We start from the raw sequence: 12,653 nt of genomic DNA, 5'->3' as shown, positions 1-12,653 counted from the left end.
CATGATGAGGCGATGGCGAGTCGAATTTGGGTGCAGATATTTATTGGGATGTCACATCCATGTTGCGGATGTTTTGACAATATCATTGGGACGTTTTAACGTGGGGCGTTATTTTTAGCTTAGGATGATTGGTGGTATGTACAAGGCCTTTTATGGACTCAGTGATAACCCTTTTTCGATTGCACCCAATCCCCATTATTTATTTTTGAGTGACAGGCACAGAGAGGCCTTAGCCCATTTGACCTATGGACTGGGTGAAACTGGGGGCTTTGTGTTGTTGACGGGGGAGGTCGGCACGGGGAAGACGACAGTATCTCGTTGTTTACTTGGGCAATTGCCTGATAATACCGACACTGCATTTATTTTAAATCCTTCGCTGACGGAGCTGGAGTTACTCGCCACGCTCTGTGATGAATTGAAGATTAGCTATGGTGAAAACCCAACCCTTAAACAACTCACTGACCATCTGAGTCGTTTTTTACTGGCTAATCATGAGAAAGGCCGCAATACCGTACTCATCATCGATGAGGCACAGCATCTGCGTGCCGAAGTATTAGAGCAATTAAGGCTGCTCACCAATCTCGAGACCGACACCAAAAAACTGCTGCAGGTGATCTTAATTGGTCAGCCAGAGCTGCAATTGCTGCTTAAACGTCAAGAGCTTAGACAGTTAGCCCAGCGTATTACTGCCCGTTATCATCTATTGCCTCTGAATGAAGATGAAATCGCACTCTATGTGTTGCACCGTTTACAGGTGGCAGGTCGTTTCGAACCGCTTTTTACTCGCAAAGCAATTAAAGTGCTGCACAAATACAGTGGCGGTATTCCGCGGTTAATTAACTTATTGTGTGAACGTGCCTTGATGGCGGGTTACGCACAATCTAAGGTGCCAATAGATCACCATATGGTGAGACAAGCGGCGGCTGAAGTATTAGGCGAAGAAGAACCACAACAAAATAAACTCTTGTGGCCGAGCGCTATTGCGGCGGCATTGGTTGTGGCTTTCGGCGTGTCTTATTGGTTATTTACCGAAAGTCCAGCGGTTGCCAATGTGGCCAATTCGCCTGTGACACAAGTGAGCCAAACGACACCTGCCGCAACTCAAGCAGCAACTCAAGCTAATAGTATTCAGCCGGAGCAAACACTGGCTGCAACCCAGAGTGCGACAGTGGCTAGCGAGCCGCAAACGCTTGCGGCGCCGGATCCGAGTGTGCGGGTGTTGCAGGAGGCCATCAAACAAAGCCGCAGTATCGATACCGCCTTTGCAGGCCTCTTTAATGTGTGGGGGAAAGTCCCCTTTAAAGGCCTAACCGCGTGCCAGTCGGCGCTGGAGCAGGGGCTTTCCTGCTATCAACAGCAGGGCAATTGGATGTCGCTCACACGGCTCAATTATCCCGCGGTTGTGTATTTAGTGGATGATAACCAACAAGATTTTTATGGCGCTGTGGTAGCCGTTGATGCTGATCAGCTATTGATGCAGTTGGGCGAGCAGCAGCTTTGGGTCGATAGAGCCTGGTTCAATCAACATTTTAGTGGCACCTTTGAAATTCTCTGGCAGGCGCCTAACTTGCCTATGCTGGAAATCAGTCAGAAGTCGAGTCCTGGGCAATTACAATGGCTTGAAAACGCCCTTGCCCATGTGGCTAACCGACCTTCGCGCCGGGTGTCTCAATTCGATCTGAAATTAGAGAACGATCTGAAAGCTTTCCAAAGCCAACATGGTTTAAAGGCCGACGGGATTGCAGGTAATCAAACCTTAGTGAGACTGAATTTGTATTTAAGTGAGCAGGGACCGCGCCTTACCGATAATGGAGCGCAGAGTTAATGTCCATTTTACTCGATGCGGTAACCCGTAATAAGCAGCAACAAACTTCACCCTTACCCGATGCGGTATTAACGCCGAGGGCAAGTTATCCTACGGCGCGTAAATCTGCATTCCCCGTGGCCAAATTATCCTTGCTCGCCGTTGCGGTGGCGCTTGGTGTAGGTGTGGCGTGGGGTGTGGCGAATTGGCAACAGCAAAATGCGATGTCGATAGTAAATGCGGCGCCTAGCAGTATCAATCCAAGCATGGCTGATAGAAAGGCTGAATACACGCCACAGACAGCCTCCACCGTGCAGCCATCTGCCGAAGGTGTTCGCGCCTCATCAGGTGCAGTTACTAGCGCTGCGCTGCAAACTGTTGGATCAGAGCAAACCTATGCTGAATCGTCAGGGTTTCGATTAGCGGGTAAAGTGGCACTGCCAAGGGAGCAGGTATTAAATGAAGCGCCTGCAAACGTTCAGCCTTATCTGAGCTCTAACATAAGTTCAACTCAGGCTGCCACTGCATCCGCTTCTGCGAGTGCGGATCCTAGCTATGATGACTATCTGGCGACGTCTGCCGCCTTAGATGAAACGACCCGAACGCAGCAATCCTCTGCCGAAAACGTTGCGCCACAGGATACGAGCGAATCAGAGCCTATTATGTTGGGCGCTAATGCGAATCGTCAGGGCTTAGCGACACTCGAGGCACTGCGTGAGCAAGTCAATGCGGCGGCGGCCGATGTGGGCTTAGAGACGGCGCAGAGCCGCAAAGAGGATGAGTTAGTCGCGAATTTTCAGGATGCGCTCAAGGATGTGGAATATGTGAAAGCGGCTAAGACGCCGGTAACTGAGCCCAAGCTTGATCCTATACCTAAGGTCGAAAACGACGATATTCCTAAATATGGGCAACTGCCTGCAGGGTTACAGCTACAAGTGCCTGAATTTAATATTGTTGCCCACGTTTATTCGACGGATGCGAGTCAGCGTTGGTTGAATGTCGATGGTGCAGAGTTACAGGAAGGCGACCAGATTGGGGGCAAGTTAAAGATTATTGCGATTCGTCCGCGGGATGTGGTGCTCGAAATCCAAGGCAAGCAGTTTAGGGTGCCAGCGATTTAACTTGTTATATTACAAACAAAAAAGGCGCCGATGGGCGCCTTTTTTATCGCTTAAAATCAAAACTTAAGCGAAGAAGTTGTAAGCCAAGAATAAGGTCAGGGCGTAACCCACGCTATAGCATAGGAACAGGGCTGGCACATATTTCAGGTAGCTTACGAAAGTCAGCTCTTTTACTTTGCTCATGGCGACGATACCCGCAGCCGAACCAATCACTAACAACGAACCACCCACGCCCACACTGTAGGTTAAGCCTAACCATTCAGGGGTGTTGAGCACTGGCTCTGCTTTAAGCAGCGCAGCCGTCAATGGCACGTTATCGATAAGGGCTGAACCCATACCTGTAACGAAGTTAGAGATGTTTGGATTAAACAGGCTGTAAGCTTCGGTCAGCATATCTAAGGTGCCGATTTCTTTAAGCATACCAACCAGCAGTAAAATCCCTAGGAAGAACAACAGAGTGTCGTATTCGACTTGACGAATATATTCGAGGATCTTGATTTCTTCTTTATCACTGCGGGTGGTGTGGCCGATAAGGAACATAATCGACAGACCAGTTAGGAAGGTCAGTACCGGTGGAATACCGAAGAGAATGTTCAGCAGCATGGTCATCAGAATCGTGCAGAAGAACACTAAGGCAATTAGCAGATCCACGGTTTGATAGCTGTGCTTAATCGGGGTGGTGGACACCACGCCTTCTGCCTTCAATGAGAACAGCGTCGCCAGTAAAATCACACTCACGGCAGATGGGATAAACAGCATCAACAGTTCGGAGATGTGTACGTGGCCGCCTAAGAAGATCATCAGGGTGGTAACGTCACCGGTGATCAGAGCCACACCGCCAGAGTTCACGGCGAAAATAATCAACACCGCCATTCTGCGGCGCATTTGCTTTTCGAGCTTAAAGGTTGTTAATAAGCCTAAAGACACTAAGGTCGCGGTGACGTTATCACAGAAAGCCGACAGGATAAGTGCGAATAAGGCCACTTGGATCATTAACAAGCGTACAGAAACCTTCTGCGGGAATAGCTTCTGCACCATAATTTGGATCATACCTTTGGCGTTTAGATAGGCCACAAAGGTCATTGTCGACATCAAAAACAGCCACAGGGTGGCAATTTCGAGCAAGTTTTCATTGAGTTGATGGGCAACCAATTTCTCATGGTTGGCGTCTCCGGCAGCCATAAACAGTGCTACCCAGGAAATACAGCCAAAGAATAAGGTGGTTTTTGCTTTATTGAGGTGGGTGACTTCTTCGAAAATAATACTGAGCAATGCGAGCACCGCCAGTATGATCAGAAAGGTATATAACATAACTGCAATTCCAACTGCTGTTTTAATGTCGTGGCAAGCCAAAGGCGAGCTATTGAATGGCATTATCAAGGCTAAATTAAGCTTGCCGTGTTAATGCGTGCGGATCAGAACATAATGGGGTGAATAACGCAACTGTTAGCTGTAACTCGGTTTTGCGTCATTTTGTGATATTGGTCTCAGTGAAAATGGTTAGATTTTAGCGTTAAACACTATTTAGTTTTTAATGTGTAGTTTTTTATCTTGTTTAGTTGAGATTGCCAAAGGACTGTAAAGTAAGATCTACGATTAAAGTCTAAGCAGTTATTTTGTCGATCCCGCAATTAATTTTTCTTTATGAAGGAAATATTGCACGAAAATGCAGTCACAGAGGCGAAGGATCGGATTTTGTGCTGTTTACGGTGCTGAGTGCGGGATTCTTTAACTGTGTCACAAAAATGACCAAGTCAAAATATTGACTGGATAGAAAGTGAGCTGTATCTTGTGCCACTTTAGTAGTTAAGACACTGGATGTTGTATCTTAAGGATAACGCAAAATGACATTTGTGCTCCGCAGTCTGATGTTATTAGGCTCATTAGTGTGGTTAACATATAGTGGCAAGCAGCTGATCGCATTAGGAATATTACATAATCCTAGCCTGATGGTTGACCATATCACTTTGACTTTACAGGTCTTAGTCGCGGCGGTGGTATTTAAATCCGCTTTAGGCTCGAAACGATCCGATAGCTATTGATGGAGTCAAGGCTCACGCAATAGCCTGTTCAAACGCCAAGCAATAAAAAGGGACGCAAATGCGTCCCTTAGTGTTTTAAGCTCTCGCTTACATTGCCGCTTTCATACGACCTAATACGCGGTCCGCCGCTTCTAGCGTGAGGCGCAGTTCTTCTTCGCCATGGGCCATCGACAGGAAGCCTGCTTCATAGGCGCTCGGTGCTAAGTAAACCCCTTCATCTAACATGCCGTGATAGAAAGTGCGGAAGTGTTCAATATTGCACTTAGTCACTTGATCGAAGCGCGTGATCTGCTCTTGCTCTGTAAAGAAGAAGCCGAACATGCCACCGACATAGTTGATGGCCATTGGAATACCGTGTTTGTCGGCCGCAGCTTTAAAGCCTTCGGCGATACGTTTGGTTTTCGCGCTTAGTGCTTCGTACAGACCTTCTTCACACAGGGCTTCCATTTGTGCGAGACCCGCTGACATCGCAATTGGGTTACCTGACAGGGTACCGGCTTGGTACACAGGACCCGTTGGAGCGATAAACTGCATTACTTCTTTACGACCGCCAAATGCACCCACAGGCATGCCGCCGCCGATGACTTTACCCAGTGTGGTTAAGTCAGGAGTAACGCCATAGTGGCCTTGAGCACCGCTTCTTGATACACGGAAACCAGTCATCACTTCGTCGATGATGAGCAGCGCACCAAACTCATCACACATAGCACGCAGACCTTCGAGGAAGCCTGGGATAGGTGGGATACAGTTCATGTTGCCTGCGACAGGCTCGATGATGATACAAGAGATTTCAGTCGGATATTGCTCGAACAGGCTACGAACTGAATCGAGATCGTTATACACAGCGGTTAAGGTGTGCTTTGCGAAATCTTCAGGAATACCTGGAGAGCTTGGTTGGCCTAAGGTCAAAGCACCAGAACCTGCTTTAACTAATAGGCAGTCTGCGTGACCGTGGTAGCAGCCTTCAAACTTTAAGATCTTGTCACGATTGGTAAAACCGCGAGCTAAACGAATCGCACTCATGGTGGCTTCAGTGCCTGAACTCACCATACGTACTTGTTCTATAGAAGGTACCATGGCGATGACTTTCTCAGCCATTTGTACTTCAAGCTCGGTTGGTGCACCGAAAGATAAGCCGTTTTCAACAGCTGCTAATACGGCTTCACGGATCTTCGGATGGTTGTGGCCTAAAATCATCGGGCCCCAAGAGCCTACATAGTCGATATAAGCTTTACCATCGGCATCGTAAATATAAGCGCCATCAGCTTTTTCAATAAACAGCGGCGAACCACCTACACCGTTAAATGCACGAACCGGAGAGTTAACACCGCCGGGGATGGTTTTTTTAGCCTGTTCAAATAGCGCTTCGGAACGGGTCATGTTAAGTCCTTAAAGTAAGTAGCCGATTAGCGATCGGCTTTACGTGAATACCAATTAACGGGACACTCATATTTTTCGAGTTGCGAGTCAACCCCGAGTGTCAATGCAAACAGTGCCATACGAATTAGCAGTCCATTGTCCGCCTGTCTGAAGATAGCGAGATTAGGATGGCTGTTCAAATCATTATCTAACTCATTAGCTTGCGCACGCGAATCCCGTGGCAGCGGGTGCATGATCACAGTGTTAGATTTGCAATGTTGGGTGTAAATACTGCGATTTAAACGGAATTTTCCGCGGTATTTGTTCGCTTCTTCCTGGGATGGGAAGCGCTCTTCTTGAATGCGGGTCAGATAAAGAATGTCGGCTTTATCTAAGTGGCCTTCAAGCTGGTCTGTTATTTTGATGCTATGGCCAGCATTTTCAATGTCGGAGATCACATAGTCAGGCATTGCTAATTCAGTTGGCGAAATCAGTGTGAAGCTGATGTTCTTATACATGCACAACAGGCGCGACAGGGAATGCACGGTACGACCAAATTTTAAGTCGCCGACCATGGCGATATGCATGCCATCGATACCGCGGCCAGCATGGCCTAACTCTTTTTGGATGGTGAACAAATCGAGCAGGGCTTGAGTCGGATGCTCGTTCGAACCATCACCACCGTTGATTACAGGCACGCGGCTACCTTCAGCAAACTCTTTCACCGAATAAGAGTCGGGGTGGCGCATCGCAATCACATCGGAATAGGTCGAGAGTACACGTGCGGTATCGTACAGTGACTCGCCCTTAGATAAGGACGAAGAGGCCATGCCTGTGGTTTCACGCACATGGCCGCCGAGTAAGTTAAAGGCACAGCCAAAACTCACGCGGGTACGGGTACTAGGCTCGAAAAACAGGTTACCTAAAATGGCGCCTTCGAGCACCTTAGTGCGCTTCTCACGAAGTGCATAGGGCATCATACGATGGGCAACATTAAAAATAGTTTGGATTGAATCAAGATCTAACTGGTTTACGGAGAGGATATGAGATCCTTCGAACTGGTTCATCAGCCTGTTTTCCAATTGCTAGGGGGCGTTAAAGTGCAATGTCGCGCTTTGTGCCCTGGTGTATATGTAGGGTGGCTGAGGCGCGATTGTAACAGATGCACAGGGGCAGCGAAATAGTCGCTGCGCCCTCGTATAGATTTTTTAGGCAGCTAATACAGGATTTTGTGAATCAAAGCCCATCTTCGCAGGGATTAGACTTGGCCGGAGCGAATTTCTTGCTGTAGGTTCGACCAACTGACCACCCCCACCACATTGTCTGGGGTATCTTGATAGATAAACACCTCACCGCTGCGTTTGGGCGACAACAAGTTATACACCTCATCGAGGGTTTTAGTGTCACTCAACCCCTGCATCGGATGGCGCGAGAGGGTGATGTTGTCATCGTAGGATTGCATCTCGAGGCTGAGCATTTCGATCACCCCATCGGCGTTACGCACTAACACAGGGCGACCTTCGGCGCGTTTTAACACTTCGAGCAGCAGCTCGTCGTTGTTGTTGACGATAACAAAACGCTTATCCATCAGGGCGCGCACGCCTTTTTTCTGTAGCGCCAAATTCACTGGGGCGACTTTATAACCTAGACCCATAATCTCTAGCTGCTTGAAGAAAATAGAGTTGGTTTTAAACCCTTGATAGGCAATCAAGAAGGCGGGAATGGTCACAAACATTGCCGGCAGAATGATACTGGCATCGTTGGTCATCTCAAGCAGCGCCACCAGGGCGGCGAGCGGCGCACTGAGGCAAACGCCCATCATCGCCGTCATGCCGATAACCGTATAGAGGCCAACGTAAGGCGCAATCGAAGGGAATAGAATGGCGCTAACTAAGGCTAAGATTGCACCTATTAAGGCGCCGATACCATAGAGTGGACCAATCAAACCACCTGGGATCCCAAGTCCGATTGCCGCTATGGTGGCGATAATCTTGGCCGCCAGCAGGGCGATTAACAGCAATAAACTGGGGTGCTCGCTAATGGCTTCACTGATGGCCAAATCCCCAGTGCCGAGGGCTTGGGGCAAGATTAAGCCAATCAGCGTAGTGATACTGCCCGCCAGTAATAATCGATAAATCAGTGGCCAGTTTTGCCCAGTGGCGGTGACTTTAAGGAGTGCGTAATTGAAGAAGGCTGCGGCGCAGCCCAGTGCAATGCCGCCCAAGGCTAAAATGGGATAGTGGTCTAATGGAATATGGATTACTTGAATACGATCAAACTCGTGCACATTACCAAAAACCAGCTGGCTGGAAACCGCCCCACAAATGGCGGACAGCATTATGGGGAAGAAGTAATGCACCTTGTACTCGCGCACTATCACTTCGAGTACAAATATTACTGCCGCTAGCGGGGCGTTAAAGGTTGCGGCTATCCCTGCGGCAATCCCGCTGGCGCACATAATCCGCACGCTATTATCGGGAAGATTAAATTTTTCGGCTAAAACACTGGCACTCACGGCGCCGAGGTGAATGGCAGGGCCTTCGCGCCCTACCGAGAAATTAGTACCTAAGGCAAACAGCGCCTGAAAAAATTGTCCCGCAGCAGATTGCAGTGGAATTTTGCCATAGTGCAATTTAACCCTATGTAATACATAGGCAATCCCCATGCGCTTGTAACGTTTGGAGCCGAGTTTGGCGACAATCCAGATCAACAAGGCGCCAAAAAGTGGCAACAGGGCTCGCCAGTCGGCGATGTTACCCGTAGAATCCAGCGTCTCGATTTGGGTGTAATGGTTCGCCCACAGGAGCAAGAGTCGAAACAACAGGATCACGCAGGAGGCGAAGATGGCGAATAGCAAGGCCAGTAAGCACAACTGCGCACTGATCTTGGCTTGGGATAAATGATCACGCAGCTCGTTAGTTAAATACTTTTTAGCTGTGCTGATGGCGTCTTGAATCGCGGCTTTATTTATCGTTAATTGCACTGCATTGGCCTGAGTTGTATTGTATCGAACTCGTTCTTGAGTTGATTGTATTTTATATAAGGGGCTGTTACCTAATGCCAAATTATCATCGTTGGCTAGATCGGCTGCAAGTCATGGATCTAAAGTATCGTCCATCGACCAAGTATTTATTGTCCTTAGTCTTAGTGGCATTTCTGTTAGGCGCTTGGGTAAGCTTTATTGTGCTCAACAGTGATGAGCCTGTCGTAAAGCATATTGGCGGCGGTAAACTGCAACGTGTCACCGCGGAACTTGAGGCGCAAACCCAGGAACTTGCGACACGTAATTTAGAATTATCTGTCGAGCGTGAAGCCAATGCGCAAATGCAGGATATGTTTGCGCAGCAGATGAAAAAACAAAAAGAGTTAGAGCGCGAATTAGCCTTTTATCGCAGTATCATGTCGCCGGATGACAATGCCGAAGGGGTGGCTATTCACGGTTTAGAAATGACGCCGGGCGCCTTAGCGGATGAATACAATTTAAAACTGATTTTAACTCAGCTGCAAAAACGTAAGCAGGCGATTCAAGGTCGTACCGAAATCACCCTCATTGGGGTGCAAGACGGAAAATCCGTTGAGTTAAGTGTGAACAAACTCACGGGTTCTAAGCTCGAGTTTGATTTTCGCTATTTTCAGGTCATAGATACCAAAGTGAGTGTGCCTGCAGGGTTTAATGTGGTGCAGGTCAAAGTCAAAGTGGTGGTGCCTTCGAGCCGCTGGACCAAAAATTCGCAGACAGAGCATGTCTATAGTGTCCCTGAGTTATTACAGGGTGAAAAAGAACCGCGGGTAATACTTGAACAAAATAGTCAGGTAACGGATAATTTGCCCCAGAAAACTGATGTAAGAGGTAGTAATGACTGATCAAGCTGATGCAGCAATGCCTATCAAATTTACCGATGCGGCAGCCGCTAAGGTAAAGGGCTTGTTGGAAGAAGAGCAAAATCCTGCACTTAAACTGCGTGTGTACGTGACGGGTGGTGGTTGTTCTGGATTTCAGTACGGCTTTACCTTTGATGAAAAGGTCAACGAAGGCGACTTCACCGTTGAGAAGCAAGGCGTCCAATTGGTCGTCGATCCCATGAGCTTACAATACCTCGTTGGCGGTGAAGTGGATTACACTTCTGGCCTCGAAGGTTCGCGTTTCTTTGTGAAGAACCCGAATGCGACAACGACTTGTGGTTGTGGTGCAAGTTTCTCCGTTTAAGTTTGTTCTACGCATGTAGTGAACTGATATAGAAGATAAAAAAGCCGTCGAGATGACGGCTTTTTTGTTGGTCTTTCCACTGTTGCAAGTATTGGAAAAGCAAGGCGTAATCGCCTTGCTTTGGAGTTAATTCATAATATTCAGATTAAGCTTGGGTTTAAACCAAGCTTTCACTTTCTTATCGAATGCCACCCACACCTGCAATAAAGATAAAACGATCAACACGATAAAAATCACGTAATCGGGCAGCTTTTCTTGCCACTCGCCAAGGTGCACAGTGGTTGGCCCAGCCACGAGATTGTCAGGATCATAAAGGATCACAGGTAACATGCTGACTAGCGCCAACTGCACTAAGGTGTAACCCCTTAACATAATCAGCCCAGCTTTTTGGCGACCGATAATCCCGAGCACCATCAATAGGGTTAACAGGCAGAAAAGCACCCCTTGTTTGGCAATTAAGCCGCTTACAGATGCTGCAACATAGAGTAGCAGCAAGGCAATTAAGCGTTTAGGTAAACGGGCTTTTGCCAAGGGCGGCGTAGCCTGAGTTGCCAAAGAGGATTCTTGCTCGCTCAGCGACATTGCAGTTTGCCCTTATTGATTAGTGGCTTTGTTTAGTGACTAAACGTTGATCTAATTCATAGGGTGGAATGACCACTCCTAAGTCATCCTGTACTGGGAATACGGCAACAAACAGATCGTCGTCTTCCATGCCAGGAACCCATCTTTCATGCCATTCATCATAGGGAATCGCTAAGGTTTGGCAGTCACTCCAGTCATCGACGGCCCAAGATTCAGCCGCTTCTTCGGTTGGCCACATTGGGATGCAATCTTCATCTTCAGTGGTCAGCATGACGCAACCATCTTGGTCCTGTAGCGTCCATAACACTTTGTGTTGTTTAACTTGTTCAACGAGGTAATCGTAACGACCTTCTGGAGTCATGCCAGCGGCTTCTGCAAAGGTTTTAACAGTCTTGCTCATGAAAATATCTCTTATGCGTGAATAGGGCGAAGCCTGTTGTGCTACTCATGTATAGCGTCAGCACAGCAAAACTCACCAGTTGGCAAGATGGTAACATTAGAGCGGGGTTTGAAAAAGCACAACAGCGCCGCGAGGGCGCTGTTGCTAGCGGGGGAATTACTTAGCAGCGTTGAAATAACGGTAAATCACGCCGGCGAGAATGGCACCAAGGATAGGAGCGACCCAAAAAATCCACAGTTGCGAAACGGCCCAATCGCCGACAAACAGCGCAGGGCCTGTACTGCGTGCCGGATTGACCGAGGTGTTTGACACGGGAATACTGATCAAGTGGATAAGAGTTAAACACAGACCAATCGCAATGGGCGCAAAGCCTTTAGGTGCTCGCTCATCGGTCGCCCCTAAAATCACCAATAGAAAGAACAAGGTCATCATGATTTCGCAGATCAACACCGACATCATGCTGTAACCGCCGGGCGAATGTTCGCCAAAGCCGTTAGAAGCAAAGCCCGCCGCGAGACTAAAACCTTCTTGCCCTGAGGCGATTGCGTACAATACGCCAGCACCGACAATACCGCCCGCCACTTGGGCAATGATATAAGGTAGCAGTTCCGATGCCGGAAAACGTCCGCCAGCCCAGAGTCCAAAGGATACGGCGGGGTTTAAGTGGCAACCTGAAATATGACCAATGGCGAACGCCATCGTCAGAACCGTTAAACCAAAGGCTAACGCCACCCCAAGTAAGCCTATCCCAACTTCTGGAAAGGCCGCCGCCAGCACTGCGCTGCCGCAGCCGCCGAGAACGAGCCACAGAGTGCCCAAAAATTCTGCCGCCATTTTTTGTGACATATTCATTGATTGATTTCCTATTCAGTCGATTTATGCCGATATACGCTTCGCGTTCTTTGCATAAACCTTTGTTTATCTTGCTGGTTAAGTCGAGCTAGATAAATAACCATTCCCTTAATTGATATGTTTGCGCGCCCAGAGTGTGCAGGCTTTGTACGGCCCTGACAGTGAGTCTGTTGTGTATTTACTGCTTAGTTAACAATCACTTTAGCGAGTTTAGATGACACAACTGTGATCAAGCATAGATGGATTTTTACATTGTGCATTTTTGATACGTGGCTTAATGCGCCAA

12 protein-coding genes are annotated in these 12,653 nt (G+C 48.1%); 5 read left to right on the top strand and 7 right to left on the bottom strand.

Annotation, left to right across the window (positions count from 1 at the left end; genetic code table 11):
• The first annotated feature begins 136 nt into the window (after positions 1–136).
• A complete protein-coding gene (locus tag N7386_RS15945) occupies positions 137–1,825 on the top strand; it encodes an AAA family ATPase (protein WP_279769641.1) in 1,689 nt (562 codons plus the stop codon).
• Positions 1,825–2,925 (top strand): general secretion pathway protein GspB, encoded by a 1,101-nt coding sequence (locus tag N7386_RS15940; protein WP_279769639.1) that lies wholly within the window; start codon positions 1,825–1,827, stop codon positions 2,923–2,925. Before N7386_RS15945 ends, N7386_RS15940 begins: the two co-directional genes overlap by 1 nt.
• Before the next feature lie 63 nt (positions 2,926–2,988).
• On the opposite strand, the gene nhaD is transcribed toward N7386_RS15940, so the two are convergent.
• Entirely contained in the window at positions 2,989–4,236 is a 1,248-nt protein-coding gene (gene nhaD, locus N7386_RS15935) for a sodium:proton antiporter NhaD (protein ID WP_041412728.1), read from the bottom strand.
• 533 nt (positions 4,237–4,769) lie between these two features.
• Here nhaD and N7386_RS15930 point away from each other — a divergent pair.
• Positions 4,770–4,967, top strand: coding sequence for a hypothetical protein (locus N7386_RS15930; protein ID WP_011717913.1), 198 nt, complete (start codon positions 4,770–4,772; stop codon positions 4,965–4,967).
• A gap of 87 nt (positions 4,968–5,054) precedes the next feature.
• On the opposite strand, the gene hemL is transcribed toward N7386_RS15930, so the two are convergent.
• The 3 genes from hemL to N7386_RS15915 all read right to left on the bottom strand — a co-directional run bounded on the left by hemL (position 5,055) and on the right by N7386_RS15915 (position 9,309).
• Entirely contained in the window at positions 5,055–6,347 is a 1,293-nt protein-coding gene (gene hemL, locus N7386_RS15925) for a glutamate-1-semialdehyde 2,1-aminomutase (protein ID WP_279769636.1), read from the bottom strand.
• A gap of 26 nt (positions 6,348–6,373) precedes the next feature.
• Complete coding sequence (locus N7386_RS15920; protein WP_011717911.1) at positions 6,374–7,393, bottom strand: aspartate carbamoyltransferase; 1,020 nt, start codon at positions 7,391–7,393, stop codon at positions 6,374–6,376.
• Between the two features lie 191 nt (positions 7,394–7,584).
• Positions 7,585–9,309: a chloride channel protein gene (locus N7386_RS15915; RefSeq protein ID WP_279769635.1), complete on the bottom strand. Its 1,725-nt coding sequence runs from the start codon at positions 9,307–9,309 to the stop codon at positions 7,585–7,587.
• A gap of 74 nt (positions 9,310–9,383) precedes the next feature.
• Here N7386_RS15915 and N7386_RS15910 point away from each other — a divergent pair, with 74 nt between their 5' ends.
• Positions 9,384–10,190 (top strand): DUF6776 family protein, encoded by an 807-nt coding sequence (locus N7386_RS15910; RefSeq protein ID WP_279769633.1) that lies wholly within the window; start codon positions 9,384–9,386, stop codon positions 10,188–10,190.
• Positions 10,183–10,533: an iron-sulfur cluster insertion protein ErpA gene (erpA, locus tag N7386_RS15905; protein ID WP_011623639.1), complete on the top strand. Its 351-nt coding sequence runs from the start codon at positions 10,183–10,185 to the stop codon at positions 10,531–10,533. Before N7386_RS15910 ends, erpA begins: the two co-directional genes overlap by 8 nt.
• Positions 10,534–10,659: 126 nt before the next feature.
• On the opposite strand, the gene N7386_RS15900 is transcribed toward erpA, so the two are convergent.
• The 3 genes from N7386_RS15900 to aqpZ all read right to left on the bottom strand — a co-directional run bounded on the left by N7386_RS15900 (position 10,660) and on the right by aqpZ (position 12,367).
• Positions 10,660–11,115 (bottom strand): hypothetical protein, encoded by a 456-nt coding sequence (locus N7386_RS15900; protein WP_011626910.1) that lies wholly within the window; start codon positions 11,113–11,115, stop codon positions 10,660–10,662.
• A 19-nt stretch (positions 11,116–11,134) separates the two neighbouring features.
• Positions 11,135–11,515: a DUF2750 domain-containing protein gene (locus tag N7386_RS15895; protein WP_279769631.1), complete on the bottom strand. Its 381-nt coding sequence runs from the start codon at positions 11,513–11,515 to the stop codon at positions 11,135–11,137.
• Positions 11,516–11,671: 156 nt separating this feature from the next.
• On the bottom strand, positions 11,672–12,367 hold the full coding sequence (gene aqpZ / locus N7386_RS15890; RefSeq protein ID WP_279769629.1) for an aquaporin Z: 696 nt from the start codon (positions 12,365–12,367) through the stop codon (positions 11,672–11,674).
• Positions 12,368–12,653 lie beyond the last annotated feature (286 nt).

The organism is Shewanella sp. GD04112, from assembly GCF_029835735.1.
Classification (GTDB): Bacteria; Pseudomonadota; Gammaproteobacteria; order Enterobacterales; family Shewanellaceae; genus Shewanella.
This window is presented reverse-complemented; position numbering and strand designations above follow the sequence as displayed.

Coding starts and splice junctions, on each gene's coding strand:
- erpA (WP_011623639.1), top strand. CDS start 10,183: ATGACTGATCAAGCTGATGCAGCAATGCCTATCAAATTTACCGATGCG.
- hemL (WP_279769636.1), bottom strand. CDS start 6,347: ATGACCCGTTCCGAAGCGCTATTTGAACAGGCTAAAAAAACCATCCCC.
- N7386_RS15910 (WP_279769633.1), top strand. CDS start 9,384: ATGCCAAATTATCATCGTTGGCTAGATCGGCTGCAAGTCATGGATCTA.
- N7386_RS15930 (WP_011717913.1), top strand. CDS start 4,770: ATGACATTTGTGCTCCGCAGTCTGATGTTATTAGGCTCATTAGTGTGG.
- N7386_RS15895 (WP_279769631.1), bottom strand. CDS start 11,515: ATGAGCAAGACTGTTAAAACCTTTGCAGAAGCCGCTGGCATGACTCCA.
- N7386_RS15945 (WP_279769641.1), top strand. CDS start 137: ATGTACAAGGCCTTTTATGGACTCAGTGATAACCCTTTTTCGATTGCA.
- N7386_RS15940 (WP_279769639.1), top strand. CDS start 1,825: ATGTCCATTTTACTCGATGCGGTAACCCGTAATAAGCAGCAACAAACT.
- N7386_RS15900 (WP_011626910.1), bottom strand. CDS start 11,115: ATGTCGCTGAGCGAGCAAGAATCCTCTTTGGCAACTCAGGCTACGCCG.
- nhaD (WP_041412728.1), bottom strand. CDS start 4,236: ATGTTATATACCTTTCTGATCATACTGGCGGTGCTCGCATTGCTCAGT.
- aqpZ (WP_279769629.1), bottom strand. CDS start 12,367: ATGAATATGTCACAAAAAATGGCGGCAGAATTTTTGGGCACTCTGTGG.
- N7386_RS15920 (WP_011717911.1), bottom strand. CDS start 7,393: ATGAACCAGTTCGAAGGATCTCATATCCTCTCCGTAAACCAGTTAGAT.